Here is a 26561-nt window from a genome sequence, read left to right on the forward strand (position 1 = left end):
TTCGGGCGGCCTGACGGATGAGCGGGCCCGGGCACACCCGGGCCCGCTCGTCGTCCGCTGCGGGTGTCGTCGGGTCTGGTTAGGCTGGGAGTCCCCCGGTCGGCTCCGCTGCGCCGGCCGTCCGCCCTGCTGAGGAGCGCCATGCCGCCCGCCGACGCCGCCCCGGCCGCCGCCGACCGGTCCGAGCCGTCGCCGGGCCGGGTCGGCACCGACGGGTCGGCGAGCGCGGGGCGCACCGTCCCGCCGCCCCGCGTCGCACCGGAGGCGGGGCCGGTCCCCGCGTCGCCCCCGCGGGTCGGCGCGCCGCCGTCCTCGGCACCCGGTGTGCCGGCGCCCGCCACCTCGCCGGAGGAGGTCGCCGCCGGCCCCGCGGAGGTCGCCGCCGGCCCCGCGGCAGCCGCCGCCACCTCGCCGGACGCTCCGTCGCCGGTGGCCGGGGCGGACGAGCTGACCGAGCGGGAGCGGTCGATCCTCGCCTTCGAGCAGCAGTGGTGGAAGCACGCCGGGGCGAAGGAACAGGCCATCCGGGACACCTTCGGGCTCTCCGCCACCCGCTACTACCAGCTGCTCAACGCGCTGCTGGACCGTCCCGCCGCGCTGGCCGCGGAGCCGTTGCTGATCGGCCGGCTCCGCAGGCTGCGTTCCTCCCGGGCACGCAACCGCCGCCGCTGACCGACTGATCCGATCGCGGGTGGCGGGCATGGCCCCGGTCGGGCCGGGTAGCCGGCCGGCGGGCGAGGCGAAGGGGGCGGGCATGGCGGGACCGGAGGCGCGACACCCGGCGGGGCACACGGTGCGGACCGTCGGCGCGGCGTGGACGATGCGGGTCCGCTCCGCGTCGTCCCCGGCGCCGGGGCGGGAGAACGAGGACATGGTCTTCCGGTTCGGCCCGCTGGTCGGGGTGCTGGACGGGGCGACGGTGCCCGACGGGTTCGACACCGGGTGCGTGCACGGGCCGGCCTGGTTCGTCCGGCACCTGGCCGCCCGGATCGGCCTGGCGGTCGCCGCCCGGCCGACGTCCACCCTGGTCGGCAGCCTCGCGGCGGCGCTGCTGGCGGTACGCGCGGACCACGGTGCCGCGTGCGACCTGGACCATCCCGGCACCCCCTCCTCGACGGTCTGCCTGCTCCGGGAGGGCGAGGACGAGGTCGACTACCTGGTGCTCTGCGACAGTCCGTTGGTGCTGGACCGGGGCGGGCGGATCCAGGTGGTCTCGGACGACCGGCTGGACACGGCGCTGGCCGACCTGCGCCAGATCATGGCGACGCTGCCGGCCGGGGAGGCCGACCGGGCCACCCGGTTCCGGCAGGCGGTGGGGGTGCAGCGGGAGCGGATGAACCGGACCCACGGGTACTGGGTGGCCGCGGCCGACCCGGACGCCGCGTACCACGCGCTGACCGGCACGGTGCCGCTGCGTGGGCCGGACGCGCTCCGTCGGGCGGCGCTGCTCTCCGACGGCGCCTCCTGCGCCGTCGAGCAGTTCGGGCTCCTCGACTGGGCCGGCCTGCTCGACCTGGTCACCACGGAGGGCCCGGGTGCGCTGATCGACCGGGTGCGCACCGCGGAGCGGGAGCTGCCCGACCGGTTGCGTCGGCACAAGCGGGCCGACGACGCCTCCGTGGTGCTCTGCGAGTTCCTGTCCCACGACTGAGGCGCACCGGCGCGGACGGTCTCGGCCAGGGCCCGCCGGGACGCCGGCGGCAGGGGCGCGGCTGACAGCGGAGCGTGACGTGGAACACCCTCATGGCACGACCGGTTGGTCCCTTCGGCCGGATCGCCAGTCGCGGCCCGAAGGGCTGGACGAGGGCCGGTGAGGACGGCAGACTGCGGCACGTGGCAGGTGCGGTGCGGCTGGAGCCGGTGGACGAACGGAACCTGGAGGCGTTGCTCTCGGTAGCGGCGGCCGAGGCCGAGCCGGGTGACGTCATGCCCCCGGTCGAGGCGCCGGTCGGCTGGTCGCACGCCCGCCGCGAGGCGTTCCGGGACTACCACCGGGCCAGCTTCGCCGGCCTGGACGGCCCCACCCGCACCCGCATGTACGCGATCCTCGCCGGTGGCGAGGTGGTCGGCATGGTCCGGATGAGCCGGTGCGACGAGCCCGGGGTGGTGGAGACCGGGATGTGGCTCGGGCGGTCGGCCCGGGGTCAGGGCCTCGGCGTGGCGGCGCTGCGGGAGTTGCTGAACGAGGCGGCGGCGGCCGGCATGCACGCCGTGCTGGCCGAGACCACGCGGGACAACGCCGGTGCTGTCCAGGTATTGCGGAAGTGCGGCGCGAAATTGCTCGAAGATGGCGACGTGGTGCGTGCGGAAATCTGTCTGGACGCGACGCCTCCGGTGTTGTGAAACGGTGTTCTCCATTCTTTTGGTGATCTGTACCCGTCTCGGAACGGTCCTGCTCAGAGCTGTCCGTCTGTCCGAATAGCCCGCTTGGTGCGCGGCTGAAGACGCCATTCTCATTTGCCGTCGCGAGCCGGCGCGTAATTGCCGGTGCAGGTTTTGTGTATGAGGTCCGGGGTACCTCCGGCGGGGTCCGCCAATACGGGACACCCGATCGCAGGCCCGACATGCGCCGTTTCCCCGGTAGCGTTTTCCGGCCCTCCGTGGATCGGGTTCGACCCGTCCACCGGGGAGCGAAGGAGAACCGATGAAGAGCGGAATGCGGATCGGCCTGGCGGTCGGTGCCGGATACATCCTCGGGCGGCGCAGGAAGCTCCGTACCGCCCTCACCCTGGCCGCCGCGGTCGCGGCGGGCCGGGCCAGCCGCGAACCGGGCCACCTGCTCAAGCACGGTGGCCAGCTGCTCAGCTCGTCCCCCCAGTTGAGCAACCTGGCCAAGCTCGGCGGCCCGCTCGCCACGGCCGGCAGGGCCGCGGCGAGCGCGGCCGCCGGCAGCGGCATCGACGCGGTGAGCGGCCGCCTGCGCGACAGTGCCGACGCGCTCCGCCGCAGGTCCGGCGGCGGCGAGGGGCGGGCCCGCTCCGGTCCGGACGAGGAGCAGGAGCCGGACGACCAGCCGACCGCGGACGACCAGGACCGCGACGAGCGGCCGGACTCGACCCGACGGGGGCGGTGACCATGACCCCGAACCCCACCGGCGGTCTGGCCGACCGGGCGAAGGAGCAGCTCGGCGCGGACCTGAAGGATCTCGCCTCCGCGATCGGCGAGCGGGCCGTCTCGGTGGTCACCGAGCGGCTCACCGGCGCCACCGGGCGGCTGAGCGAGTACGCGAAGTCCGGCGGCGGTCCCGGCCTGATCGCCGCCGCCACCGGCGCGCAGCGGCTCGCCGAGGGCCACTCCCCGATGAAGGCCATGTTCCAGGCCGGCCTGGCCGGCGGTAAGGAGAAGCTGATGGCGGTGTTCGGCGGTGGCAAGGGTGGCCGGGGCGGCGGCAGGAAGCTCAAGGTCACCAACATCGTCGAGACGGTCGAGGTGGGCGTGCCGGTCCGGGTCGCCTACAACCAGTGGACCCAGTTCGGCGACTTCCCCAGCTTCATGAAGAAGGTCGAGCAGGCCGACTGCGAGTCGGACGAGAAGATGACCTGGAAGGCGAAGGTCTTCTGGTCGCACCGGACCTGGGAGTCGACCATCGTCCGGCAGATCCCGGACCAGTTGATCCACTGGCGGTCCAAGGGCGAGAAGGGCTCGGTGGACGGCACGGTCAGTTTCCACGAGCTCACCCCGGACCTGACCCGCATCCTGGTCGTCCTGGAGTACCACCCGCAGGGACTCTTCGAGCACACCGGCAACCTGTGGCGGGCCCAGGGCCGCCGGGCGCGGCTGGAGCTGAAGCACTTCGTCCGACACGTGATGACCCGGACCGTGCTCGACCCGGACGCCGTCGAGGGGTGGCGGGGCGAGATCGAGGACTCCCGGGTGGTCCGGGACCACGAGACCGCGCTCCGCGAGGAGCAGGAGGAGCGCGAGCAGCAGGGCCGGGGCGAGGAGCCCGAGGAGGAGCGCCGGCCCGCCGAGCGTGGCCGCCGTCGCCCGCCGGAGCGCCGCCGTCCCCCGGAGCAGGAGTACGACGCCTACCACGCGGGCGAGGACTACGACGAGGGGTACGACGAGGAGGAGCTCGAGGAGGAGCCGCCTCCGCCCCGGCGGCGTGAGCCGGAGCGGGCCCGTCGTCCCCAGCCGCGCCCCGATCGGGAGCCCCGTCCGGAGCGCGAGCCGCGGGAGGAGCCGCCGCGTCGCCCGGCCTCCCGGCGCGCCCCGGAGCCGCCCCGCCGGCCGGTGGTCCGTCGTCGGCGTGAGGAGCGGGACCAGTGAGCATCGCGACGACGAGCACCGGCGCGGGCGGCAGCGCCCTGGAACGGGGCGGTGGTGGCGGTGCCGGCGGCACCCTGGCCGACGTGGTGGAGACCGTGCTGGACAAGGGCGTGGTGATCGACGCCCAGGTCTCCGTCGCGGTGGTCGGCATCCAGTTGCTGGAGATCAACGCCCGGGTGGTGATCTCGAGCGTGGAGACCTACCTGCGGTTCGCGGAGGCGGTCGACCGGCTGAGCATCGTGCCGAAGGGCCAGAAGGGGCTGCCCGACCTGATCGGTGATGCCGCCGGCGGAGCGGCCAAGGGTAGGGCCGTCGCCGGTCTGGGCAAGGCCGCCCGGGAGATCAGCGGCGCGGTCGCCGACTCGCTCGCCGACCGGGAACCGGCGCGGGAACGCCGCCGCCGCCGGGACGAGGAGCGCTGAGATGACCGACCAGCGAGGACTCTTCCTGTACGGCATCGTGCCCTCCGACGTGGAGCCGACCCCGGACGCCGTCGGGGTCGGCGACCCGCCGGGGGAGGTGATCGCCGTCCAGCACGGCGAGCTGGCGGTGCTGGCCAGCGAGGTGGGGCTGGAGGAGCCGATCGGCCGGCCCGCCGACCTGACCGCGTACCAGACGTTGCTGGACGGGACGGCCGAGGTGGCGCCGGTGCTGCCGGTGCGGTTCGGCACGGTGGTCACCGGGGAGGACGCGGTGGCCGACCTGCTGGACGCGCACCACGACCAGTTCGCCGCCGCCCTCGACGAGTTCGAGGACCGGATCCAGTACACCGTCCACGGCCGCTTCGACGAGCAGGAGCTGATCAGTCGGCTGCTGGCCGAGAACCCGGCCGCGGCCGACCTCGCCGAACAGGTTCGGGGCCGGCCCGAGGCGGAGAGCCGGGAGCAGCGGATCCGCCTCGGCGAGATGATCAGCCAGGCGGTGGAGCTGAGCCGTGAGGCGGAGAACCGGCAGCTCGTCGAGGCGGCCGGCCGGTTCGCGGTGCGCGACGCGGCTCGCCCGCCGAGCCACGAGCTGGACGCGGTGAACGTGGCCTTCCTCGTGGCGGTCGACGACGAGGACGAGTTCGTGGGCGCGGTGGAGGAGTTCGCCGAGCAGCGCCGGGGGCTGGTCCGGATGCGGCTGCTCGGCCCGCTGGCCCCGTACGACTTCGTCAGCGCGCACCAGTTGGTGGACTGACCGTGGACATCCTCTGGTCGTTGCTGACCCTGCCGTACGCGCCGGTGCGCGGGCTGACCTCGGTGATCAAGGTGATCGCCCGGGAGGCGGAGTCCCGGCGGTACGACCCGGCCAACGTCCGGCGCGAGCTGGACGAGCTGGACCGGGCCGCGGCGGCCGGCGACATCACCGACGCCGAGCGGGACCGGGCCCAGCAGCAGGTGCTGGACCGGTTGACCGGCACGGTGGCCGGCTCGGCCCGCCCCGCCGTGGCGGCCGCGCCGGGCCGGCCGGACGAGACGGACCAGCCGGGCCGGGCGCGTACGGCCCGGCGTTCCGGAGCCGCCCGGTCCGCGCCCCGGAGACGACAGGCCGACCGGCGGGGTGACCCCCGCCGGCGGCGGGAGAGGTGAGGAGATGGCGCCAGGACGGACCCGGGCCGACGGTGACCGGCTGCGGGACCCCGAGCCGGAGGACCGCTACGACGAGGAGTACGCCGAGGGCGTCTCCGCCGCCGAGGCCGGCCGCGAGGGGCTGCGTCAGATCGTCGGGCTGACCGGCAAGGAGCCGCTCGGCATCACCTCGATCCAGGCCACCGACGAGGGGTGGCTGATCGGCGTCGAGGTGGTGGAGGACCACCGCATTCCCGCCTCGACCGACCTGCTCGGCCTCTACGAGGTGGAGCTCGACCTCGACGGTGGACTGCTCGGCTACCGCCGGACCCGGCGGTACCAGCGTGGCAAGGGGGAGGCGACCTGAGATGACGACCGCCCGCGCACCCTCGGTGGTGCAGAACTCCGGTCAGGTGCTGCCGGCCGGGAACGAGCCGGCGAACCTCGGCGACATCCTCGAACGGGTCCTCGACCGGGGCATCGTGATCGCCGGTGACATCCGGGTCAGCCTCCTCGACATCGAGCTGTTGACGTTGAAGCTGCGGCTGGTGATCGCCTCGGTGGACACCGCCCGGCAGCTCGGCATCGACTGGTGGGAGCACGATCCGTGGCTCAGCTCGAAGGCCACCCCACCGCTGGAGCCGGGGCCGCGCGATCCGGAGCAGGTCGAGGCCGAACGCCGGCCCCGGATCGCCCGCCGGGCCACCGCACGGGAGGAGTGGAATGAGTACGACAGCTGACCCGACGACCGTCGCGGTGGGCAGCTGGCTGCACGGCGTGGTCCGGGACGCCGACCCGGCGGCCCTGGCCGGGGTCGCCGGCATGGACGGCGGGCCGGTCCGCGCGGTCCGGGCGGCCGGCCTCGCCGCGGTGGTCAGCGCCGCCCCGCTGACCGAGTACGGCGAGGAAGCACTGCGCCGCAACCTGGAGGACCTGGCCTGGCTGGAGCGGGCCGCCCGGGCCCACCACGCGGTGGTGGACCTGCTCGCCCGGAGCGGGCCGGTGGTCCCGGCCCGGCTGGCCACCGTCCACCACGACGACACCCGGGTCGCCGCCATGCTCGCCGAGCGGCGGGCCGACCTGAGCGGCACGCTGGACCGGCTCACCGGCCGCGGCGAGTGGGGGGTCAAGGGGTACGTGCGACCGGGCGTCCCGCCCCGGGCCGAGGCGCCCGCCGCGTCGGGCGGGGCGGGCGCGGCGTACCTGCGGCGGCGCCGGGCCCAGCTCACCGCCCGCGACGAGGGGCAGCGGATCGCCGCCGAGGCGGCGGCTGCCGTGCACGAGGCCCTCGCCGGGTCCGCGGTGGCCGCCCGGCGGCACGCCCCGCAGGACCGTCGGCTCTCCGGAGCGCCGACCGCCATGGTGCTCAACGGGGCGTACCTGGTGGCCGGCGCCGCGGTCGAGGGCTTCGCCGCGTTGGTGGCGGAGCTGACCGACCGGCACCCGGAGCTGCGGCTGGAGCTGACCGGGCCGTGGCCCCCGTACTCCTTCGTGGACGGTCGGCGGGAGCCGGCCCGATGACCACCTCACTCGCCCCGAGCAGCGCCGACGGTCCGCTGGCCTACCGCCCGGTGGCCCTGGTCGACCTGCTCGACCGGGTGCTCGGCACCGGCGTGGTGATCACCGGCGACATCACCCTGGCCATCGCCGACATCGACCTGGTCCGCATCTCGTTGCGCGCGCTGGTCGCCTCCGTCGGCGCGCTCGGCCCACCCGAGCTGGGCGAGCTGCCCGGGGAGCCGGTGTGACCGCCCGGCGGGACGAGGCGGCGGAGCTGGCCGCGGCGCTCGGCGAGCCGCTCCGGCCGGCTCCCCGGGTGACCCCGCTGGACCGCCGGCTCGCCGTCGACCGGGACTCCGTCGAGCGGGGGCTGGCCAGCCTCGTGCTCACCGTCATCGAGCTGCTGCGTCAACTGATGGAGCGGCAGGCGCTGCGCCGGGTCGACGTCGGTGACCTCAGCGAGGAGCAGGTCGAGCGGATGGGCGCCACCCTGATGGCGCTGGAGGAGCAGATGACCGAGCTCCGCGAGTACTTCGGCCTGGCCCCGGAGGACCTGAACCTCGACCTCGGCCCCCTCGGCCCGCTCCTGCCCACCGACTGACCCGTCCGGCGGCGCCCACCCGACGCCGCCGGCCGGTCGGTCAGGCGGGGAGCCGGACGATGTCGTAGTCGGTGTCCGGGGTGGGTTCGGTGTCGAACCGGGCGTTGACCACGTACAGCCCGGAGCCGAAGAGGTCGCCGGTGGCGGGCACCCGCAGCCGGGGGTCGGTGCTCTCACGCTGGACGACCCCGCTGGTGAAGGACGGGTCGAGGCGCACCACCGCGACGAGGTTGGTCAGGTTGCGGATGACGTACAGGGTGCGACCGCGCAGCACCAGCCCGTCGGCCCGCCGCACCGAGTAGCCGCCCAGGTCGACGACCTGGCTGGCACCGGTGTCGGGGTCCACCCGTACCAGGCGGCCGGCGAGCATCTGCGCGACCAGCAGGTCGCCGTCGGGCAGCGCGACGATGCCGTTGGAGAACGCGCCCGGGTCGGCCGCCGGTCCCGACAGCGGCAGCACCTGGAAGTCCGTCGCCGCCGGGAGCCGGCCGCCCGGCCCCAGGGGTACGACGTACAGGACCGGGCGGGTGGAGTCGGTGAACCACACCGCCCGGGGGGTGATGACCAGGTCGTTGACCAGGCTGCCCGGCTCGTCGGTGAACTGGTAGTGGGCGAGGCGGGCGCCGGTGCGCGCGTCGTGGACGCTGGCCCCGCCGCCGGAGAAGTCGGCCGTCCAGAGCCGGTTGCGCGCGTCGACCTTCAGGCCGGCCCGGTCCGTGCCGGGCGTGCCGGGGATCAGTACCGACCCCCGCCCGGTGCGCAGGTCGCCGCGCCACACCGCGCCGTCGAGGATGGAGCTGACGTAGACGGTGCCGCCCCGGCCGATGGTGAGCCCCTCGGGGGCGAAGCCGTCCGGTAACGGGATCCGGGTGGGAAACGGTGCGGCCGGTGCGGCCGTCGCCGACCCGATCGGGGTGAGAACGGCCGTGGCCGTCATGACGAGTGAGACGAGGATCGAGGAAAACATCCTTCGCAAGGAGTCACCACCTGACGTCGTCGCGGATCACTCCAGTCGGGATCCGATGTGAGACGAGACGTGCTGGCCGGGACGGATGGTTGTCAGCGGCGGGAATGCTGCTCCGCGTACGCGGCCAGCCAGGCCACCTGCGCGGGGTCCAGGGACGGACGGACCCGGCGTCGCGCGGTCGCCACGTGCCCGGCGCCGACTGTGGCGGCGGTCAACGATTCCCGCATCGCGGCCAGCGCCGCCTCCCGGACCAGCGCCGCGCAGTCCGCCGCCGAGAAGCCGTCCAGCTCCGCGCCGAGCGCGCCCAGGTCCACGTCCGGCGCGAGCGGTACGGTCCGCGACGCGGCGCGCAGGATCTCCGCCCGGGCCGGACCGTCCGGCGGCGGCACGTAGACCAGCCGCTCCAGCCGGCCGGGGCGCAGCAGCGCCGGATCGACCAGGTCGGGCCGGTTCGTCGCGGCGACCACCACCACGTTGCGCAGCGCCTCCACCCCGTCCAGCTCGGTCAGCAGCGCGGCGACCACCCGGTCGGTCGTGCCCCCGTCGGTGGCCTGGCCGCGGATCGGCGCCAGCGCGTCGACCTCGTCCAGGAAGACCAGGGTGGGCGCCGCCTCCCGGGCCCGGCGGAACAGTTCACGGACCCCGCGTTCGCTCTCGCCGACCCACTTGGAGAGCAGCTCCGCGCCCTTGACGGAGAGCACGTTGGCCCGGCCCGACCCGGCCAGCGCGGTCACCAGGTACGTCTTGCCGCAGCCGGGCGGCCCGTAGAGCAGCACGCCCCTCGGTGGCTGCACACCCAGCCGGGCGAAGGTGTCCGGGTAGGTCAGCGGCCAGAGCACCGACTCGGTGAGGGTCTGCTTCACCTCGACCAGGTCGCCGACGTCGTCCAGGGTCACCGACGCCAGCTCCAGGGTGGACGCCGCCATGGTGGTCGGCCGGACCACCTCCAGCGCGGCGGCGAAATCGGACATCGCCACCGTCGGCGCCGGCGCCGACTTCTGCCGCAGCGCCGCCCGCACCCCGGCCTCGCGGACCAGCGCGGCCAGGTCGGCGGCGACGAAACCGGGGGTACGGCCGGCCACCTCGTCCAGCCGGACGTCCTCGGCCAACGGCACCTGCCGGGTCAGCACCGTCAACTGCTCCCGGCGCAGCGCCGGATCCGGCAGCGGGACGGTGATCCGCAGGGAGAGCAGGTCCGGGGCGCGCAGCGCCGGGTCGACCGCCTCGGGGCGGGAGGTGGTGCAGACGACGGCCGCCCCGCCGGAGCGGACCGTCTCGGCGAGCACCTGGCGGAACACGGTGGCCAGCGGTCCGGCGCCCTCGACCGGGGCGAGCGCCTCCACGTCGGTGACCAGCAGCACCGCCGGCCCGTCGGCGGTGACGTCGGCGGCGGCCTCGCGCAGCCGGCGGGCCGCCGCGTCGTTGTCCAGCGCGGCCAGCTCCGGTGCCCAGAGCGGGCGCACCCGGGCCCCGACGGCGGCGGCGACCGCCCGGACCAGCGCCGACTTGCCGGAGCCGGCCGGGCCGCTGAGCAGCACGCCGAGCGAGACCGTCGTGCCGAGCCGGCCGAGCACCTCCCGGTGGTGGAACCCGAGGTCGAGCAGCTCGGTCAGCTCCTCGGCCTGGGCCCGCAGCCCGGGCAGCTCGTCGACGCGCGGGGCGTCCTCGGGTGGCGGGTCGGCCCGGCCCGCGGTCGCGGTGCCGGCCGGGGCGGCGGCGGACCGGGCGTCGACACCGCCCGGCCGGACCCCGCGCACCGGGTCGGCGGGCGGGCCGGCCAACCGGCCGCGCACCGGCCCGGAGGAGCCGTGGGTCAGGGGACCGTGCTCCCAGCCGACCACGGTGTCCATGGTGACCAGCGCGCCGGTCTCCGGCTCGGCGTGCACCACGGTGAGCAGGGTGCTCGTCCAGGCGTACCCGACGGTGTTGGCCAGGCTGCGCCGGGCCGCCTCGACCAGGGCGCGTACCGAGGCGTCCGGCAGCACGTCCTGCGGGAGCAGGGAGACGTCGTCGCCGGTGGTGACGACCTTGCCCAGCAGGGCGAGCCGGAGCATCTCCGGGGAGACCGCGGCGACGACCTGCACCGGCCCGGTCAGGGTGACCCGGCGGGCGGGGGTGACCGGCGCGGGACCGACGGTCACCTCACCGCCGTCGCGCAGGCCGAGGTTGCCCAGCACCAGGTCGTCGGCGTAGAGCAGGGCGGTGCTCGCGCCCGGTCCGGCGGGCGCGACGATCCCGGCGGTCACCCGCCGCCCGGCCAGCCGGACCGGGTCGCCGGGGCGCAGCCCGAGCGCGGTCAGCACCTCCGGGTGCAGCCGGACGACGCCCCGTCGGGCGTCCAGCGCGGCCGGCCGCAGGCTCGCGACGAGGGTCAGCTCCGGTTCGGCCATCGCCCGACACTAGCGGCCCGGCGCACGGGCCGGCGCGGCGTACGGCTCACCGCTCGCCGGTGAGCAGGGACGGGTCGCGGCGGATCATCTCGGCCAGCCGGGCTGCGGGGTCCACGGGCGACCCGTCCGGCCCGGGCGTCCACGACGGCACGGTAAGGCCGGACAGCGGCCACGCCGGCGGCGGTGTGGCCGGGTGCTCCGGGCCGGCCGCCACCTCGGTGTCCGCCCAGTCGATCCGCACCGGGTACGTCCGCCCCTGGTGCTCCACCCGCAGCACGACCGCCAGCCCGGGATGGTCCGCGACCACCCGGCGGACCGCCTCGATGACCTCCTCGACCGGGTCCATCCCGCCCTCCGGCGGCTGGTCCGGCTGGAGGGCGCCCGGACTGGCCGGGTACCCGGGCCCGGCCGTCGGGTCCTGGCCGGCCCCGTCGCCCGGATCCGCGGCCCGTCGTCGCATCGCCTCCTCGCGACGGGCCATCCGGGCCAGTGTCTCGTCCAGACCACCTCTCATCACGTCCACCCCTTCCCGTGATACGGGTCGAACCGTCGATCGGTTCAGGTTCGTCTCTCCCGGGTGGCCCGGTCCAGCGCCCGGTCCAGGACGACCAGCAGGGCGTCCCGCACCGAGAGCCGGTCCCGGGCGTCGAACTGCACCAGCGGCACCTGATCGCCGATGGCCAGCGCCCACCGGATCGCGGCGAGGTCGTGCGCCAGCCGGCCGTCGAAGGCGTTCACCCCGACGACGAACGGCAGCCCTGCCCGTTCGAAGAAGTCGATGGCCGGGTAGCAGTCGTCGAGCCGGGAGCTGTCCACCACCACCAGCGCGCCGAGCGCGCCCCGGGCGAGGTCGTCCCACATGAACCCGAACCGGGACTGCCCGGGCGTGCCGAACAGGTAGAGCTTCAGGCTGCGGTCGATGGTGACGCAGCCGAAGTCCATCGCCACCGTGGTGGTGGTCTTCGTGCTCCGGGTGCCCGGGTCGTCGACGCCGATGCCGGCGCTGGTCATCTCCGCCTCGGTGGTCAGCGGGGCGATCTCGGAGATCGCACCGACCGTGGTGGTCTTGCCGACCCCGAAGCCACCCGCGACGAGGATCTTCACCGGGATCGGCGGCGCGGGCCGGGCGCCGGGTGCCGACGCGGCCTGCGGCGCCCCCGGCGGCCGGTACGGCGGCGGGCCGGGCAGCGGCGGGTAGGGCGGCGGGCCGGGCGGGGGCATCACGGGGCCACCCGCCGCCGGGCTGCCGTAGCGGGCGGATGCGCTGTTCGAGGAGAGCCCGCCCGACGGGGCGACCGGCCATTCAGGAGATCGCACGGAGTCCATCAATCACTCGAAGGATGAGGTCGGGGTCGAGCGCGTCCTCGACGTCCCCGACGTGCACGTCGAGGTGGCCGGCGGCCCGCAGGTCGCCGACCAGGACCCGGGTCACGCCGAAGTGCATCCGCATCCGGGCGGAGATCTCCGCGACGGAGATCGGCTCACCGCAGAGCGCGATGATGGCCTGCAGCTCCGGGGCGAGCCGGGCCGGCGTGGCGGTCCACGGACCGGTCGTGGGCCGGGCGGTCACCTGGGTCTCCAGGCCGATCGCCGGGTCCGCGCCGGAGACCCGTCCGGCGGTGAGCACGAAGGGGCGCGGCCCCGCCGGGTGGGCGGCCTCCGGTTCGGCCCCGACCGCCGGTGCCGGGGGCGCCGGCGACGGGTCCTCGCCGGGCGGTGGTGGCGTCCGCAGGTAGGGCCGGATCCGGACCAGCGGGTCCGGTCCCGGTTCCTCGCCGACGGCCTCGGGAGTCACTGCTGAACGGCGTTCTTCAGCTCGGCGATCAGTCTCGGGCTGAGCGCGCCACCGGCCCGGCCGGCGAAGAGGGTCATCTCGTACGCGACCGTGCCCAGGTTGGCCGACCGGTTGGCGACCACGCCGAGCACCGAGCCGCTGCTGATCGCGCTGATCAGCAGGTACCCGTCGGCCATGTCGACGATCACCCGGTTGAGCCCGCCGAGGGCGTACCAGCTGGCCGCGCCGCCGGCCAGGCTGGTCATGCCGGAGACCACGGCGGCGAGCCGTTCGGCGTTCGAGCGGTCCTTGATCGCCGACATGGCCATCAGCAACCCGTCCGACGAGACGGCGATCGCCTCCATGACCCCGGCCGTGCTGGAGGTGAACGAGTCCAGCAGCCAGTTGAAGGTCCGTGCCTCCGGGCTGAGCTCGTGACCGGCGTGGGTCGGGTGGTCGACGTTGTCGTGCAGGAAGGGGCTGGTCACCGTGATGATCCCTCTTCGTCTTGGCGGTGGTCTGGACGGACTTCGCGCAGGGCACGGGCGACGCCCGCCTCGAAATCGGTGATGAGGTCGCGCACCTCGGCCGGGTCGCCGGGATGCGGACTGGTCGTCACCGGACGTGCCGGGCTCACGCTCAGGTTCGCACCCGGCACGCGCCGGCTCAACCGGGGCCGGTCCGAGGTCGCGGCGAGGTCGACCGGTCGCCCGGAGGGCTGGTCCTGCTCGGCGCGCCGTACCCCGGACTGGAACTGCTCGACCAGGGCGCGGGCGGCCTCCGGGTCGGCGCCGGAGGCGTCGACCGGGCCGGTCGGCGGCGCGGTCGCCGGCAGGCTCGCGCCGGGCACCCGCTGCCGGATGGTCGGTGCGGCGGCGACCGGCGGCCAGTCCGGCGGGGCGGCCGGTCCGACCAGCGACGGGTACCCGGCCGGCGGCGCCGACCCGGCGACCGGTGTGGCCGGGGCCGGGGCCGGGCCGGTCGGCGGGAACGACGGTGGGGCGACCGGGGCCGGTGGCGCCGGCGGGGCGGTGGGTGCCCAGCCGGCCACCGGGGGCCGAGGTCCGGCCGGTGCCGGCGCGTCCGGGGCGTCGTCGGCACGGCGACGCCGGGGCAGTCCCGCGCCGGTGACCGGCCCGTCCGGAACGGCCGGGGCCGCGACCTGCGGGGCGGTGCTCCCGGCGGGCACGGTCGGCTGTCCGGTGCCCGAACCGAAGGCGTCCCAGGACGGCCCGGCGGCCATCGTGCGGGTGGCCCGGGTCAGCAGCGCCGGGTCGAAGCCGGCGTCGGCCAGTTGGGCGCCGGCCCGGTGTTCGGGCATCGCGGTCGGTGTCCGGCCCGGCCGGCCCGCGTCGAACGCGCCGGCCGAGCGCTGGTCCCGGGCCGGCCCGGCGGTCCGGGCCACGGTCACCCCGGCCGGATCGGCGCGCTGGGCGACCAGCAGCGCGTGCGGCACCTCCAGCCGGGCGGTCACCCCGCCGCCGGCGGTGGGGACCAGGTCCACCGTCCAGCCGTGCCGGCGGGCCAGCCGGCCCACCACGAAGAGCCCGAGCACCTCGGTCGGGGCCAGGTCCAGCCGCTCCCGCCGGGTCAGCCGGACGTTCTCCTCGGCCAGCCGCTCCTCGGTCATCCCGATGCCCTGGTCCACCACGGAGAGCCGGGCGCCGGTCCCGGTCAGCTCGCCGGAGACCACCACCCGGGTGTGCGGCGGCGAGAACGCCGTCGCGTTCTCCATCAGCTCGGCCAGGGCCAGCACCAGGTCGCCGACGGTGGCCGGCGCGGCCGAGACGCCCGGCGGCACCTGCACGTCCACCCGGGTGAAGTCCTCGATCTCGCCGAGCGCCAACCGCACCACGTCGGCGAGCGGCACCGGGGCGACGTGCCCGTCGCTCCCGGTCGAGCCGGAGAGCACCACCAGGCTGCCGGCGTTGCGGCGCAGCCGGCTGGAGATGTGGTCGAGCCGGTAGAGGTCCTCCAGCCGGCCCGGGTCGGTCTCCTGCCGCTCCAACCGGTCGATCAGCGCGATCTGCCGGCCGACCAGGTTCTGGGTACGGCGACCGACGTGCCCGAACATCTGCGCCACGTTGCGCCGGCCGGCCACCTGCCGTTCGACCAGCCGGGCGGCGGTGCGCTGCACCCGGTCGAAGGCCCGGGCCAGGTCGCCGATCTCGTCGCGGGCCCGGACGTCGACCGGGTCGAGGCGGACCGGTCGGCCGGCCTCGGTCTCGTCATCGGCGACCCGGACCAGTTCGGCCTCGGCGACCCGGGCGACCCGGTCGGCCGAGCGGGTGAGTCGGGTCAGCGGCCGGGCCACCGTACGGGCCACCGCGAAGCTGAGTACCAGCACGGTCAGCAGGATCAGGGTGGCCGCCCCGCCGACCAGCCAGGCCGTGGTGAGCGCCCACCGCTTGTTGGCGTTGGTCTCCGCGATGACGTCGGCGACGACCTTCTTCTCCACGAACTGGCCGAGCGTGATCATCGAGCGGACCGAGGGGAAGAGCACGTCCAGCGGGACGTTCGCGATGGCGGCGACCGGATCCTTGACGCTGTCGATGAGGAACGTCGGGCTGGTCCGGGCGGCCACCGCCGCGTCGTCCAGGAGAGCCAACTGGTACTGCTCCGGGGTGGCCAGGCTGCGGAACCGGATGTTGTCCACCTGGAGCGCGGCCATGCAGGCGATGTAGGCGGCGGAGGCCCTCGGGTCGCTGGTCGCCTTCACCAGGACGATCAGGGTGGCGCAGGCGCCCAGCCCCTCGTCGGCCCGCATCACCGCGTCCAGCGCCAGCACCTGGCGTCCGGCGGAGGTGCTGGTGTCCACCTCGAACGGCAGCCGCAGCGCGTCGATCAGGGCCATGTCGATCGGGCCGTACAGGTCCATGACCTGGGACGGGGTGGCCGCCCGGGCGAGCACCAGGGTGCGCAGGTCGGTCAGCTTGCCGACCCCGTCGAGGGCGGTCGCGACGCGGGGCGGCAGGTCGGCGCCGAACTCGGCCCGCAGGTCGGCGATCCGGTCGTCCACCGCCGTCGACTTCTGGATCAGCTCGGTGGGCTCGACCCGGCCGAGCAGCAGACCCACCGAGAGGACGCGCTCCTGCTGGAGGTCCTGGACGAGGCTGCCGATCCGGCTGGCGAGCCGTACGGTCTCGGCGGTGTCGCCCGCCCGCTGGGCGGCGGCGACCCGGTCGAGCACCACCGGCACGGCCAGCCCGACCATGCTGAGCAACGGGATGACCACCAGTAGGGCGAGCTTGCCTCGGATCCGGAGCCTAGCGAGCAGCATCGAACGGCCCCCAGCGTTCGCTGCCGGCGTCCCGACCCGTGCCGACCGGCTGGGGCAGCCGGTGGTCCTCGGACCTGCCACGCTCCGCCGGCCGGGGCGGCTGCCAGCCGCTCGACCCGGGCAGCGCGCCGGACTCGGCCGCGCGCTGGGCCTCGGCGGCGCGCCGCTGGGCCCGCCGGAACGCGGCCACCAGCACGCCGATCAGGATCAGGACGAGCAGCACGGCGGTCGCGGCGGCGCCGGCTGCCAGCCGGCGGTCGCGGTCGTAGGAGTCGATCCGTTCGGTCAGCAGCGAGTCGAGCTGGTCGAGGATGACCGGCTGGAGCAGCTTGGCCGCGGACTGCGCGTTGAGCCGGGCGCCGGCGACCTGCGCGGGGTCGCTGAGGCCGGTCTTCGCCGCGGCGGCCGGGGCCGAGTAGGCGGCGAGCGCCTCGACGGCGCGCTGGTAGGTGTCGAGCGGGGTGAGCACGTTCGGGCCGAGTTCGGTGCTCTCGGAGCTGTCCACCGCCGCGCGCAGGTCGGCCACCAGGTCGCCGGCCGAGGCGAGCGCGGCGACCCGCAGTTCGGCCAGTTCGCCCTGGGTGCGGGCCCGCTCGGTGGCGGGGCGGGCGGCGCCGAGCGCGGAGAGGTCGGCGAGCCGCCCGGCGGCCACCATGGCGGTCGGCAGGTCCCGACCGATGCCGTCCTGGAGGAAGAAGGAGTCCTGCTGCGGGTCGCGGACCAGCCCGGAGGCCTCCCGTACCTTGCGGTGCAGGGCCAGCAGCAGGTCGGTGACCTCCCCGTAGGCGGTGAAGGCGGCCTCCGGGTCGTTGAGCGTCCGGTTGGGCAGCGCCTCCAGCTTGGCGCGCAGCCCGGCCCACCGTTCGCGGCTGCGCAGCTCGTCGCCGATCCGGGCGTCCACCCGGGCGGCGTCCTGCACCGCCCGGTCCAGCGCCTCGCGCGCCGGGGCACGGCCGGTGACGGCAGCGGACTGGGCGTCGACCAGGGCCTCCGTGACCGGGCCGAGGACCCGCAGGTACTCGACGCCGAGCCGCTCGCGCACCGCCAGGTCCCGGTCGTCGCCGGTGAGCCGGTGGGTCTGCGCGAACAGGAATCCCACCGGCGCGAGCAGCGCCACGACGAGCAGCAGCGGCAGCACGCGGCCCGGTGCGGAGGGCCGCCGACGGACCCGCTGCGCGGGGACTGTCATGGTCTTTCTCCTCCGGCGACGGCGGGGGAAGTGTCCGGTGCCGGGGGTCGCCTGTGGAGTCCCGTACACCGGACCGGAAAACTAACCGACCGGCGTGGGCGTGGAACCGCCATTGACGAGTCAGTTTTGTGTCACTACGAGCTATGTCACATGTCGTTGACCTTGTCGACACACAAAGTGTCGCGGGCGGAACGTGATGGAGTGATCGGAGGCGATATCGGCCGAAGATCGGAATTCACGTGATGCGAAGTCGTTTCGCCCCCGCTGGTCTGGACGAACCGCGGTCGACGGCCACCGCGCACCGATCGGACCGACCGGACGGACGTACGGTGGATCCCAGGCAACACTCAGGATCCACGCCGTACCGTGACCCGCATGAGATCGCCGTCGTCGGCCGCCGTCCGGCGCCTCCTGGCCGGCCCGCGCCGGATCGTGACCGCGTCGCTGGTCGCCATCCTGCTGGTCGCCGCCGTCATCTGGGCGGCCCGGCCCGACCAGCCGGGCTTCCGGACCGAGTCCGCGATGGTCACCGTCCGATCCGGACCGACCGGCGACCAACCGGTCGACCTGGACACCACGCTCTGGCTGCCCGAGGACGCCTCGGCCGACCGGAAGGTGCCGGCGGTGCTGCTGGCGCACGGCTTTGGCGGCACCAAGGACTCGGTGCGCTCCGACGCCGACGAGCTGGTGAACCGCGGCTACGCGGTGCTGACCTGGACGGCCCGCGGCTTCGGCCGCAGCGGCGGACAGATCCACCTCGACGACCCCGACCACGAGGTCCGGGACGCGCAACGCCTGCTGGACCGGCTCGCCGCCCGGCCGGAGATCCGCACCGACGCCGCCGGTGACCCCCGGGTCGGCGTGGTCGGCGGCTCCTACGGCGGCGGCCTGGCCCTGCTGCTGGCCGCGCAGGACCAGCGGGTCGACGCGATCGTCCCGATGATCACCTGGAACGACCTGGCCCGCTCCTTCCTGCCGGAGAGCACCGGACGACCGGCCACCGACGGCGTGTTCAAGAAGGGCTGGGCCGGCCTCTTCTTCGGCGGGGGCGGCAACGCCGGCTCCGGACCGGCCGGCATCGCCGGCGTCCCCTCCGCCCAGCCGCAGGGGGCGCCCGCGTCGGCCGGCCCGGCCAGCCCGGCGCCGGGTGCCGGGCCGGGCACCGGTCCCGGGTACGCACCCGCCGGGGCCGCGGACCCGTCCTGCGGCCGGTTCGCCGCCGACGTCTGCGCCGCGTACCTGCGGATCGCCACCACCGGCCGGGCCGACCAGGCCGCCGTGGACCGGCTGCGCCGCTCCAGCCCGGCCGGCGTCCTCGACCGGATCAAGGCGCCGACCCTGCTGGTGCAGGGGGAGGCGGACAGCCTCTTCCCGCTCACCGAGGCGGACGCCAACGCGCGGGGCATCGCCGCCGCCGGCACGCCGGTGCGGGTCGCCTGGTTCACCGGAGGCCACGACGGCGGCGCCGGGCCCCAGAGCGACTCGGACCGGGTCGACCTCCTCACCGCGCAGTGGCTCGACCACTACGTCAAGGGCGGGGGCGAGGCGCCGGGCGACGACTTCACCTTCTCCCGGATCGCCGGTTTCGACGCCCTCGACCGGGGCCTGGTCGCCACCGGCTACCGCACCACCGACTACACCGGGGTGGCCGGGGACGCCCGCCGCGAGGTCCCGGTGACCGGGCCGGCCCAGCCGGTCGCCAACCCGCCCGCCGGCAACCCCGCCCCGATCTCGTCGGTGCCGTTCGCCGGCGCGCTCGGGTCGCTGCTCGACGGCGTGGCCGGGGACATCCCCGGCCAGCACGCCCGCTTCGAGTCGGCGCCGCTGGCCGAGGCGGTGGACGTGGTGGGCGCGCCGACCGTACCGATCCGGGCCGCGTCGCCGACCGGTGAGGCGGTGCTCTTCGTCAAGCTCTACGACGTCGACCCGACCGGCGCCGCGACGCTCCCCGACGGCCTGGTCGCCCCGGTCCGGCTCACCGGCCTGCCGGCGACCATCGACGCGGCCCGACCGGTGACCGTCACCCTGCCGGCGATCGTCCGCCGGATCGAGGCCGGGCACCGGCTGCGGGTCGTGGTGGCCACCGCCGACCAGGCGTACGCCACCCCGGCCGAGCCGGCCGTGCACGTCGTCGCCGCCGGCGACGGCCCGGTGAGCCTGCCGACGGTCGACGCCGAGCCGATCCCGACCACCGCCACGGCGTGGCGCTGGGTGCTGGTCGGGCTGCTCGCCGCCATCGCGGTCGGGCTCGTCGTGGTCGTCGCCGTCGCCCGCCGCCGGCACCGCCGCCAGGACCGCTCCGTCCACCCGGAGTACGCGGGCGTCCCGCTCGCCGTCCGCCGGCTCCGCAAGGAGTACGCCGACGGCTTCGTCGCCGTGTCCCAGGTGGACTTCGAGGTGCATCCCGGTCAGGTGGTCGGCCTGCTCGGCCCGAACGGGGCCGGCAAGACCACCACCCTGCGGGTGCTGATGGGGCTGACCCAGCCGACCGCCGGTGAGATCTACGTCTTCGGGCACCGGCTGGTGCCCGGCTCCCCGGTGCTGTCCCGGATCGGCGCGCTGGTCGAGGGGCCGGGCTTCCTGCCGCACCTGTCCGGCCTGGAGAACCTGAAGGCGTACTGGCGGGCGACCGGCCGGCCGGAGGCCGACGCGCACTTCGCCGAGGCGCTGGAGATCGCCGGCCTGGGCGACTCGGTGCACCGGCGGATCAGGAACTACAGCCACGGCATGAAGCAGCGGCTCGCGATCGCCCAGGCGATGCTCGGCCTGCCCGAGCTGCTGGTGCTCGACGAGCCGACCGACGGGTTGGACCCGCCGCAGATCGCCGAGATGCGCCGGGTGCTCCAGCGCTACGCCACCGACGGGCGGGCGGTGCTGGTCTCCAGCCACCTGCTCGCCGAGGTGGAGCAGACCTGCACCCACGCGGTGGTGGTCAACAAGGGCCGGATCGTTGCGTCCGGGCCGGTCGAGGAGATCGTCGGCGAGTCGCCGAGCGTGCTCTTCGACGTGACCGACCCGGAGGCGGCGCGCGCCGTGCTCGGCCGGCTCGACGGGGTGCGGGTGCTGCCCGACGACGACGGCCAGCTGGTGGTGGACACCAACGGCACCGCGCGCAGCGAGGTGGTGGCGGAGCTGGTCCGGGCCGGCATCGGGGTGGACCGGGTGGTGCCGCGGCGCCGCCTGGAGGACGCGTTCCTCGCCCTGGTGGGCGAGAACTCTCGGGGAAGCGGGGACCGGTGATGGCGGGCTCTTCGGTGGGTTCACCCGCGGGCGGCACGGGCGCCTCGGCACCGGGCGGGACGTCGACCGCGGTCGGCCCGGGTGGGGCGGCGGCGGGCTACCGCCCGTCGGCGACCCTGCCGTTCGCCGCGGAGTTCCGCCGGCAGGCGTCGCGGCGGCGTACCCAACTGGCGCTCGGCTTCATGGTGCTGCTGCCGCTGATCATCCTGATCGCGTTCCAGTTCGACTCGGGTGACGACGACGACAACGGGCGCAACGAGTTCGGCAGCCTGGTCGAGCTGGCCACCTCGGGCGGGCTCAACTTCGCGCTCTTCTCGATCTTCGTGTCGGCGTCGTTCCTGCTGGTCGTGGTCGTCGCGTTGTTCTGCGGGGACACGGTGGCCAGCGAGGCGCGCTGGGGCAGCCTGCGTTACCTGCTGGCCGTGCCGGTGCCCCGGGCCCGGCTGCTCACGGTGAAGCTGCTGGTGGCGCTCGCGTACTCGGCGCTGGCCCTGCTGCTGCTGGCCGGCACCGCCCTGCTCGCCGGCACCCTCCGGTACGGCTGGGAGCCGCTGCGCAGCCAGGTCGCCGCCGAGCTGGCGCCGACCGACGGGCTGCTGCGGCTGCTGGCGGTGCTCGGCTACCTGGCGGTCGTACTCCTGGTGGTGGCCGGACTGGCGTTCCTGCTGTCGGTGACGACGGACGCCGCGCTCGGCGCGGTCGGCGGCGCGGTGCTGCTCTGGATCCTCTCCAGCATCCTGGACCAGATCACCGCGCTCGGCGCGCTGCGCGACTTCCTGCCCACCCACTACAGCACGGCCTGGCTGGGGCTGCTCTCCACGCCGGTGCAGACCGACGACGTGGTCCGTGGGGCGATCTCGGCGGTCAGCTACGCGACGCTCTTCTGGGGGCTGGCCTTCTGGCGCTTCACCCGCAAGGACGTCACCAGCTGACCGTCGGACCTCCGGGAAGCGGTGCGGATCCCGGCCGGGCGGCGGGCGTTCACACCGTGGGACAGGCGGGTGGCGGCGCCGGCGTCGGGTCGTAGAATCGGCGGCACAACTGCATACCTCATCCAGAGGGGCTGAGGGATACGGCCCGACGACGCCCCGGCAACCACCCCGCGCGCTCATCGCTGAGCCACCGGCGGGGCAGGTGCCAATTCCGTCCCCGCCGCACCCTGCGATGTGGGGAAAGATGAGAGGAATCCTCGACATGACGTCGACGCTCGCCGCTCCCGGCATCGACACCACCGCCGGCCCCGCCCGCGCCCTGGTCTGCCGCGCCTGTTCGGCGCGCTACCCGCTCGCCGCCCAGCACGCCTGTTACGAGTGTTTCGGGCCGCTGGAGGTCGACTACGACGCCGCGGCGCTGGCCGCCGTCACCCGCGAGCAGATCGAGGCCGGCCCGCAGAACATCTGGCGGTACGCCGCCCTGCTCCCCGCCGGCCAGGACCCGGCCACCCGGGTCACCCTCGACCCCGGGCTGACCCCGCTGGTCGCCGCCCCGCACCTCGCCGCCGAGCTGGGCATCACCGCGCCGCTCTGGGTCAAGGACGACAGCGCCAACCCGACCCACTCGTTCAAGGACCGGGTGGTCTCGGTCGCGCTGACCGCCGCCCGGGCGCTCGGCTTCACCCGCTTCGCCTGCGCCTCCACCGGCAACCTGGCCAACTCGGTCGCCGCGCACGCGGCCCGGGCCGGCGTGCCCTCGGTGGTCTTCATCCCCGGTGACCTGGAGCAGGGCAAGGTGGTCACCACCGCCGTCTACGGCGGTGAGCTGGTCGCCATCGACGGCTCGTACGACGACGTGAACCGGCTCTGCGGCGAGCTGGTGGAGACCGACGAGTTCGAGGACACCGCGTTCGTCAACGTGAACGTGCGCCCGTACTACGCGGAGGGCTCGAAGACCCTCGGTTACGAGGTGGCCGAGCAGCTCGGCTGGCGGATCCCGGCGCAGGTGGTCATCCCGATGGCGTCCGGTGAACTGCTCACCAAGATCGACAAGGCGTTCTCGGAGCTGGTCGAGATCGGCCTGGTCGAGGCGCCGGCCGGCGGCTGGAAGGTCTTCGGCGCCCAGTCCGCCGGCTGCAACCCGATCGCCACCGCCCTGCACGCCGACAGCGACGTCATCACCCCCGTCAAGCCGACCGGCATCGCGAAGTCGCTCAACATCGGCGACCCGGCGGCCGGCCTCTACGCCCTGGAGGCGGTGCGCCGCACCGGCGGTTGGATGGAGTACGTGGACGACGACGAGATCCGCGACGGCATCCGGCTGCTCGCCCGTACCACCGGGGTCTTCGCCGAGACGGCCGGCGGGGTGACCGTGGCGGTGCTACGCAAGCTGGTCGAGGCGGGGCGGCTCGACCCGGCCGCCGAGACCGTCGTGTTCAACACCGGCGAGGGCCTGAAGACCATCGACGCGGTGGCCGGCCAGGTCGGCCCGACCCACCGGATCAAGCCCTCCCTGCGCGCCGCCCGCGACGCCGGCCTTCTCGCCTGATCCCCGTCTGACCTCCGGGCCCTCCGGTGCCCCTCGGTCGGCCCGCTCGGTCGCCCCCGTTTGCGGGGTGTCGGGGCATCCCGCCGCCCGGACACCCCGACTCGCCGCAAACGGGGGGCGGGAGGGCGTGGGGGCGGGACGGCGGAGGGCGTCGGGGAAGCCGGGCGGGGGCGGGCGGATCGCCCGGACGGGGGATCGGGTCGATCCGCCGGGTAACTGGCTTTTCGCTGTGAGTGCGGAAAACCCGCCGACAAGGACTTGACGCCAGGAACCGGACGGCGCAAGATGCTCCGTGCGGGAGGGCATTTCGCCGGAGACTCTTGAAGTTCTTGCGACCCAACGCCGGAGGCGTTGTGCGAGTGACCCTCCCGACCACGTCCGATCGGGCCGGCGAACAATTCGCTGGCCCGATCGCCATTTCGGCGGGCATCCTCGGCGGATGAGCATCACCATCGCGTCGTTCGACGGCGCCGACCGGGCCGCGGTCGACGAGGCGTACCGGATCGGCGCGGCGGTCAGCGCCGCCGAGGTGCCGGACTATCCGCCCTTCTGCCGGCGGCGCTTCGACGCGCTCTTCCACACGCCGATGCCCGGTACCGTCACCCGCTGGGCGCTGGCCCGGCTGGACGGCGTGCCCGCCGGCTACCTCGCCGTGGACCTGCCGCAGCTGGACAACACCGACAACGCCACGGCCGACCTGGTGGTCCACCCCGAGCTGCGGCGCCGGGGCGTCGGCCGGGCGCTGCACGAGTACGGGGTCCGCCTGCTGCGGGAGCACGGCCGCAAGCGGGTGCTCGCGATGGCGGTCGCCGCGCTGCCCGACGGGCCGGCCCGGTCGGCGGCGGGCGGCGCGTTCGCCGCCGCGGTCGGTGCCCAGCCGGCGCTGGCGGAGGTGCGCCGCCGGCTCGACGTCGCCGGCGTGGACCACGACGCGCTGGCGGCGGTGCTGGCCGAGGCCCGGAGCCGGGCGGCGGGCTACCGGTCGGTCCGCTGGCAGGGCGCGACCCCGCCGGAGTACGTCGCGGACGTCGCCTACCTGGACGGCCGGCTGATGACCGACGCCCCCCTCGGTGACGTGGAGTGGGAGCCGGAGCGGGTGGACGCCGAACGGGTCCGGGGCACCGAGCGGGCGCTGGAGGCCCGCGGCCGGCGCCGCTACCACCTGGGGGTACGCCACGAGGCGTCCGGCCGGCTGGTCGCCTGGACCCTGCTGGACGTGGGCCCCTCCGCCGACTGGCACGCGTTCCAGCAGATCACCATCGTCGACCCGGCCCACCGGGGCCACCGGCTCGGCCTGCTCGCCAAGGTCGAGAACCTGTCCCACCTGATCGCCCACGAGCCGGCGGTCCGCGTGGTGGACACCTTCAACGCGGCCGCCAACAGTCACATGATCGCGATCAACGAGCGGCTCGGCTTCCGCCCGGTGGACGCCTGGACCGACTGGCAGCTCACCCTCTGACCACGGTCGCGGTCCGGCCCGTCGAACCGGCGGACCAGCTCCCCGGCCCGGCGCCGTCGGGCACCGGACAGCCCGGCGGGGGCCGCCCCGGCTCGCGGCCCTTACCGGCCGGGCCGGGGCTGCGGCATGATGGCGGGCATGACGGAGACCCCGCATCCCCTGTACGACAGGCACGCCGACACCCTCAACCGTGCGCTGACCGCGATCACGGAGCGCGGGTACTGGTCCGCCTATCCCGAGTCACCCAGCCCCCGGGTGTACGGCGAGACCGCCGCCGCGGACGGGAAGGCCGCCTTCGAGGCGTACCTGAACGGCGACTTCCCCCTCGACCAGCCGAGTGCCGACCGGGTCGCCACCGAGACGAGCCCGTTCGGGCTGGAGCTGAACGTGCGCTACCCGCACGCCGGCGCCGACGAGCTGGTCGCCGCCGCCTCCGCCGCCCTGCCGGCCTGGCGCGACGCCGGGCCGCAGGTCCGGGTGGGGGTGTGCCTGGAGATCCTCGACCGGCTGCACAAGCACATCTTCGAGCTGGCCAACGCGGTGCAGTTCACCAGCGGCCAGGCGTTCGTGATGGCCTTCCAGGCCGGTGGCGCGCACGCGCTGGACCGCGCGCTGGAGGCGCTCGCCTACGCGTACGCCGAGATGACCCGGCACCCGCGGACGGCCGAGTGGGAGAAGGCCGCCGGCAAGGGCGACCCGCTGCGGATGACCAAGACCTTCCACGTGGTGCCGCGCGGTGTGGCCCTGGTGATCGGCTGCAACACCTTCCCGACCTGGAACTCGTACCCGGGGCTCTTCGCCTCGCTGGTCACCGGCAACCCGGTGGTGGTCAAGCCGCACCCCCGCGCGGTGCTGCCGCTGGCGATCACCGTGCGGTACGCCCGGGAGGTGCTCGCCGAGGCCGGCTTCGACCCGAACCTGATGCTGCTCGCCCCCGAGGCCCCCGGTGAGAAGCTCGCCTCGACGCTGGCCCTGCACCCGGCCGTGAAGATCGTCGACTTCACCGGCTCCACCGAGTACGGCGACTGGCTGGAGGCGAACGCCCGGCAGGCGGCCGTCTACACCGAGAAGGCCGGCCTGAACACCGTCGTCGTCGACTCCACCGACGACTTCGCCGGGATGTGCCGCAACCTCGGCTTCACGCTGACCCTCTACAGCGGCCAGATGTGCACCACCTCGCAGAACATCCTCATCCCGGCGGGCGGCATCGAGACCGACCAGGGGCACAAGAGCTTCGACGAGGTGGCCGGCGGGATCGCCGCCGTGGTGGGCAAGCTCACCGCCGACCCGGCCCGCGGGGTCGAGCTGACCGGCGCGATCGTCAACGACGGGGTGCTGGAGCGGCTCGACGAGGTGACCAAGGTCGGCGAGCCGGTGCTGGAGTCCCGTACCGTCGAGCACCCGGCGCTGCCCGGCGCGGTGGTGCGGACGCCGACCATCGTCAAGCTGGCCGCCGACGACACCGCGACCTACGGCAGGGAGTGGTTCGGGCCGATCTCGTTCGCCATCGCCACCGACTCCACCACCCACAGCCTGGAGATCATGCGGACGACGGTGGGGGAGAAGGGTGCGCTGACCGCGGCCGTCTACTCGACCGACGAGGCGGTCCTGGACGCCGCCGAGGCCGCCGCGGTCGACGTCGGGGTGCACCTGTCCTGCAACCTGACCGGCGGGGTCTTCGTGAACCAGTCGGCCGCGTTCTCGGACTTCCACGGCAGCGGCGCCAACCCGGCCGCGAACGCCGCCCTCACCGACGGCGCGTACGTGGCGAACCGGTTCCGCATCGTGCAGAGCCGCCGCCACGGCTGAGGACCGCGGAGGGGCCGGCGTCGAAAGGCGCGTGTCTGACGAAGCGTGACAC

26 protein-coding genes and 1 riboswitch are annotated in these 26561 nt (G+C 75.0%); of the genes, 18 read left to right on the forward strand and 8 right to left on the reverse strand.

The genetic code is table 11. The features are described from left to right. The first annotated feature begins 141 nt into the window (after positions 1-141). From V6U79_RS10875 to V6U79_RS10935, 13 genes are all read left to right on the forward strand, one after another. Entirely contained in the window at positions 142-672 is a 531-nt protein-coding gene (locus V6U79_RS10875; RefSeq protein ID WP_334614552.1) for a DUF3263 domain-containing protein, read from the forward strand. Between the two features lie 82 nt (positions 673-754). Continuing rightward, complete coding sequence (locus tag V6U79_RS10880; RefSeq protein WP_442933764.1) at positions 755-1651, forward strand: hypothetical protein; 897 nt, start codon at positions 755-757, stop codon at positions 1649-1651. A gap of 182 nt (positions 1652-1833) precedes the next feature. Next, positions 1834-2343 carry a GNAT family N-acetyltransferase gene (locus V6U79_RS10885; protein ID WP_334614554.1) on the forward strand — a complete coding sequence of 170 codons (510 nt, stop codon included), beginning with the start codon at positions 1834-1836 and terminating at the stop codon, positions 2341-2343. Positions 2344-2644: 301 nt separating this feature from the next. Beyond that, positions 2645-3073: a hypothetical protein gene (locus tag V6U79_RS10890; RefSeq protein ID WP_334521006.1), complete on the forward strand. Its 429-nt coding sequence runs from the start codon at positions 2645-2647 to the stop codon at positions 3071-3073. Between the two features lie 2 nt (positions 3074-3075). Then, the gene (locus V6U79_RS10895) at positions 3076-4269 is read left to right on the forward strand and encodes an SRPBCC family protein (protein WP_334614556.1); all 1194 of its coding nucleotides are present in this window, start codon (positions 3076-3078) and stop codon (positions 4267-4269) included. Next, positions 4266-4691, forward strand: a complete 426-nt coding sequence (gvpJ, locus tag V6U79_RS10900; RefSeq protein WP_334614558.1) for a gas vesicle protein GvpJ — start codon at positions 4266-4268, stop codon at positions 4689-4691. Before V6U79_RS10895 ends, gvpJ begins: the two co-directional genes overlap by 4 nt. 1 nt (position 4692) lies before the next feature. Next, positions 4693-5448, forward strand: coding sequence for a GvpL/GvpF family gas vesicle protein (locus tag V6U79_RS10905; RefSeq protein ID WP_334520998.1), 756 nt, complete (start codon positions 4693-4695; stop codon positions 5446-5448). 2 nt (positions 5449-5450) lie between these two features. Beyond that, the gene (locus tag V6U79_RS10910) at positions 5451-5840 is read left to right on the forward strand and encodes a gas vesicle protein GvpG (protein ID WP_334520995.1); all 390 of its coding nucleotides are present in this window, start codon (positions 5451-5453) and stop codon (positions 5838-5840) included. 4 nt (positions 5841-5844) lie between these two features. Then, on the forward strand, positions 5845-6186 hold the full coding sequence (locus V6U79_RS10915) for a gas vesicle protein GvpO (protein WP_334520992.1): 342 nt from the start codon (positions 5845-5847) through the stop codon (positions 6184-6186). A 1-nt stretch (position 6187) separates the two neighbouring features. Next, the gene (locus tag V6U79_RS10920) at positions 6188-6559 is read left to right on the forward strand and encodes a gas vesicle protein (RefSeq protein WP_334614559.1); all 372 of its coding nucleotides are present in this window, start codon (positions 6188-6190) and stop codon (positions 6557-6559) included. Beyond that, positions 6543-7340 (forward strand): GvpL/GvpF family gas vesicle protein, encoded by a 798-nt coding sequence (locus V6U79_RS10925; protein WP_334614560.1) that lies wholly within the window; start codon positions 6543-6545, stop codon positions 7338-7340. The genes V6U79_RS10920 and V6U79_RS10925 overlap by 17 nt, the downstream gene beginning before the upstream one ends. After that, complete coding sequence (locus tag V6U79_RS10930) at positions 7337-7567, forward strand: gas vesicle protein (protein ID WP_334520983.1); 231 nt, start codon at positions 7337-7339, stop codon at positions 7565-7567. The genes V6U79_RS10925 and V6U79_RS10930 overlap by 4 nt, the downstream gene beginning before the upstream one ends. Further along, a complete protein-coding gene (locus V6U79_RS10935) occupies positions 7564-7920 on the forward strand; it encodes a gas vesicle protein K (protein WP_334614562.1) in 357 nt (118 codons plus the stop codon). Before V6U79_RS10930 ends, V6U79_RS10935 begins: the two co-directional genes overlap by 4 nt. 40 nt (positions 7921-7960) lie before the next feature. On the opposite strand, the gene V6U79_RS10940 is transcribed toward V6U79_RS10935, so the two are convergent. The 8 genes from V6U79_RS10940 to V6U79_RS10975 form a co-directional block, all read right to left on the reverse strand. After that, positions 7961-8857 carry an SMP-30/gluconolactonase/LRE family protein gene (locus V6U79_RS10940; protein WP_334614564.1) on the reverse strand — a complete coding sequence of 299 codons (897 nt, stop codon included), beginning with the start codon at positions 8855-8857 and terminating at the stop codon, positions 7961-7963. Between the two features lie 122 nt (positions 8858-8979). After that, positions 8980-11277: an AAA family ATPase gene (locus tag V6U79_RS10945; protein WP_334614566.1), complete on the reverse strand. Its 2298-nt coding sequence runs from the start codon at positions 11275-11277 to the stop codon at positions 8980-8982. Positions 11278-11323: 46 nt separating this feature from the next. Further along, positions 11324-11791 (reverse strand): hypothetical protein, encoded by a 468-nt coding sequence (locus V6U79_RS10950; RefSeq protein WP_334614568.1) that lies wholly within the window; start codon positions 11789-11791, stop codon positions 11324-11326. Between the two features lie 44 nt (positions 11792-11835). Next, entirely contained in the window at positions 11836-12603 is a 768-nt protein-coding gene (locus V6U79_RS10955) for a GTP-binding protein (protein WP_334614569.1), read from the reverse strand. Then, the gene (locus tag V6U79_RS10960) at positions 12581-13072 is read right to left on the reverse strand and encodes a DUF742 domain-containing protein (RefSeq protein ID WP_334614570.1); all 492 of its coding nucleotides are present in this window, start codon (positions 13070-13072) and stop codon (positions 12581-12583) included. Before V6U79_RS10960 ends, V6U79_RS10955 begins: the two co-directional genes overlap by 23 nt. Continuing rightward, positions 13069-13539 (reverse strand): roadblock/LC7 domain-containing protein, encoded by a 471-nt coding sequence (locus V6U79_RS10965; RefSeq protein ID WP_334520964.1) that lies wholly within the window; start codon positions 13537-13539, stop codon positions 13069-13071. Before V6U79_RS10965 ends, V6U79_RS10960 begins: the two co-directional genes overlap by 4 nt. Further along, positions 13536-16331 (reverse strand): sensor histidine kinase, encoded by a 2796-nt coding sequence (locus V6U79_RS10970; protein ID WP_334614572.1) that lies wholly within the window; start codon positions 16329-16331, stop codon positions 13536-13538. The genes V6U79_RS10965 and V6U79_RS10970 overlap by 4 nt, the downstream gene beginning before the upstream one ends. Continuing rightward, positions 16318-17520 carry a hypothetical protein gene (locus tag V6U79_RS10975; protein ID WP_334614574.1) on the reverse strand — a complete coding sequence of 401 codons (1203 nt, stop codon included), beginning with the start codon at positions 17518-17520 and terminating at the stop codon, positions 16318-16320. Before V6U79_RS10975 ends, V6U79_RS10970 begins: the two co-directional genes overlap by 14 nt. A 375-nt stretch (positions 17521-17895) precedes the next feature. Between V6U79_RS10975 and V6U79_RS10980 the strand changes: the two genes are divergently transcribed. The 5 genes from V6U79_RS10980 to paaN all read left to right on the forward strand — a co-directional run bounded on the left by V6U79_RS10980 (position 17896) and on the right by paaN (position 26509). Further along, entirely contained in the window at positions 17896-20760 is a 2865-nt protein-coding gene (locus V6U79_RS10980; protein WP_334614576.1) for an alpha/beta fold hydrolase, read from the forward strand. Continuing rightward, positions 20760-21692 carry an ABC transporter permease gene (locus V6U79_RS10985; protein WP_334614578.1) on the forward strand — a complete coding sequence of 311 codons (933 nt, stop codon included), beginning with the start codon at positions 20760-20762 and terminating at the stop codon, positions 21690-21692. Before V6U79_RS10980 ends, V6U79_RS10985 begins: the two co-directional genes overlap by 1 nt. 115 nt (positions 21693-21807) lie before the next feature. Further along, a riboswitch (SAM riboswitch) is annotated at positions 21808-21943 on the forward strand. A gap of 11 nt (positions 21944-21954) precedes the next feature. Beyond that, entirely contained in the window at positions 21955-23241 is a 1287-nt protein-coding gene (gene thrC, locus V6U79_RS10990) for a threonine synthase (protein WP_334614580.1), read from the forward strand. 439 nt (positions 23242-23680) lie between these two features. Then, entirely contained in the window at positions 23681-24700 is a 1020-nt protein-coding gene (locus tag V6U79_RS10995; RefSeq protein WP_334520948.1) for a GNAT family N-acetyltransferase, read from the forward strand. A gap of 138 nt (positions 24701-24838) precedes the next feature. Further along, on the forward strand, positions 24839-26509 hold the full coding sequence (gene paaN, locus V6U79_RS11000) for a phenylacetic acid degradation protein PaaN (RefSeq protein WP_334614581.1): 1671 nt from the start codon (positions 24839-24841) through the stop codon (positions 26507-26509). Positions 26510-26561: the final 52 nt, after the last annotated feature.

Source organism: Micromonospora psammae (assembly GCF_036902725.1).
Classification (GTDB): Bacteria; Actinomycetota; Actinomycetes; order Mycobacteriales; family Micromonosporaceae; genus Micromonospora.

What these genes read in the sequence shown, in the direction of transcription:
- V6U79_RS10925 (WP_334614560.1), top strand. Translation starts at nt 6,543, where the DNA reads ATGAGTACGACAGCTGACCCGACGACCGTCGCGGTGGGCAGCTGGCTG.
- V6U79_RS10875 (WP_334614552.1), top strand. Translation starts at nt 142, where the DNA reads ATGCCGCCCGCCGACGCCGCCCCGGCCGCCGCCGACCGGTCCGAGCCG.
- V6U79_RS10940 (WP_334614564.1), bottom strand. Translation starts at nt 8,857, where the DNA reads ATGACGGCCACGGCCGTTCTCACCCCGATCGGGTCGGCGACGGCCGCA.
- V6U79_RS10985 (WP_334614578.1), top strand. Translation starts at nt 20,760, where the DNA reads ATGGCGGGCTCTTCGGTGGGTTCACCCGCGGGCGGCACGGGCGCCTCG.
- V6U79_RS10955 (WP_334614569.1), bottom strand. Translation starts at nt 12,603, where the DNA reads ATGGACTCCGTGCGATCTCCTGAATGGCCGGTCGCCCCGTCGGGCGGG.
- V6U79_RS10920 (WP_334614559.1), top strand. Translation starts at nt 6,188, where the DNA reads ATGACGACCGCCCGCGCACCCTCGGTGGTGCAGAACTCCGGTCAGGTG.
- V6U79_RS10890 (WP_334521006.1), top strand. Translation starts at nt 2,645, where the DNA reads ATGAAGAGCGGAATGCGGATCGGCCTGGCGGTCGGTGCCGGATACATC.
- paaN (WP_334614581.1), top strand. Translation starts at nt 24,839, where the DNA reads ATGACGGAGACCCCGCATCCCCTGTACGACAGGCACGCCGACACCCTC.
- V6U79_RS10975 (WP_334614574.1), bottom strand. Translation starts at nt 17,520, where the DNA reads ATGACAGTCCCCGCGCAGCGGGTCCGTCGGCGGCCCTCCGCACCGGGC.
- V6U79_RS10895 (WP_334614556.1), top strand. Translation starts at nt 3,076, where the DNA reads ATGACCCCGAACCCCACCGGCGGTCTGGCCGACCGGGCGAAGGAGCAG.
- V6U79_RS10980 (WP_334614576.1), top strand. Translation starts at nt 17,896, where the DNA reads ATGAGATCGCCGTCGTCGGCCGCCGTCCGGCGCCTCCTGGCCGGCCCG.
- thrC (WP_334614580.1), top strand. Translation starts at nt 21,955, where the DNA reads ATGACGTCGACGCTCGCCGCTCCCGGCATCGACACCACCGCCGGCCCC.
- V6U79_RS10905 (WP_334520998.1), top strand. Translation starts at nt 4,693, where the DNA reads ATGACCGACCAGCGAGGACTCTTCCTGTACGGCATCGTGCCCTCCGAC.
- V6U79_RS10930 (WP_334520983.1), top strand. Translation starts at nt 7,337, where the DNA reads ATGACCACCTCACTCGCCCCGAGCAGCGCCGACGGTCCGCTGGCCTAC.
- V6U79_RS10945 (WP_334614566.1), bottom strand. Translation starts at nt 11,277, where the DNA reads ATGGCCGAACCGGAGCTGACCCTCGTCGCGAGCCTGCGGCCGGCCGCG.
- V6U79_RS10950 (WP_334614568.1), bottom strand. Translation starts at nt 11,791, where the DNA reads ATGAGAGGTGGTCTGGACGAGACACTGGCCCGGATGGCCCGTCGCGAG.
- V6U79_RS10915 (WP_334520992.1), top strand. Translation starts at nt 5,845, where the DNA reads ATGGCGCCAGGACGGACCCGGGCCGACGGTGACCGGCTGCGGGACCCC.
- V6U79_RS10970 (WP_334614572.1), bottom strand. Translation starts at nt 16,331, where the DNA reads ATGCTGCTCGCTAGGCTCCGGATCCGAGGCAAGCTCGCCCTACTGGTG.
- V6U79_RS10995 (WP_334520948.1), top strand. Translation starts at nt 23,681, where the DNA reads ATGAGCATCACCATCGCGTCGTTCGACGGCGCCGACCGGGCCGCGGTC.
- V6U79_RS10880 (WP_442933764.1), top strand. Translation starts at nt 755, where the DNA reads ATGGCGGGACCGGAGGCGCGACACCCGGCGGGGCACACGGTGCGGACC.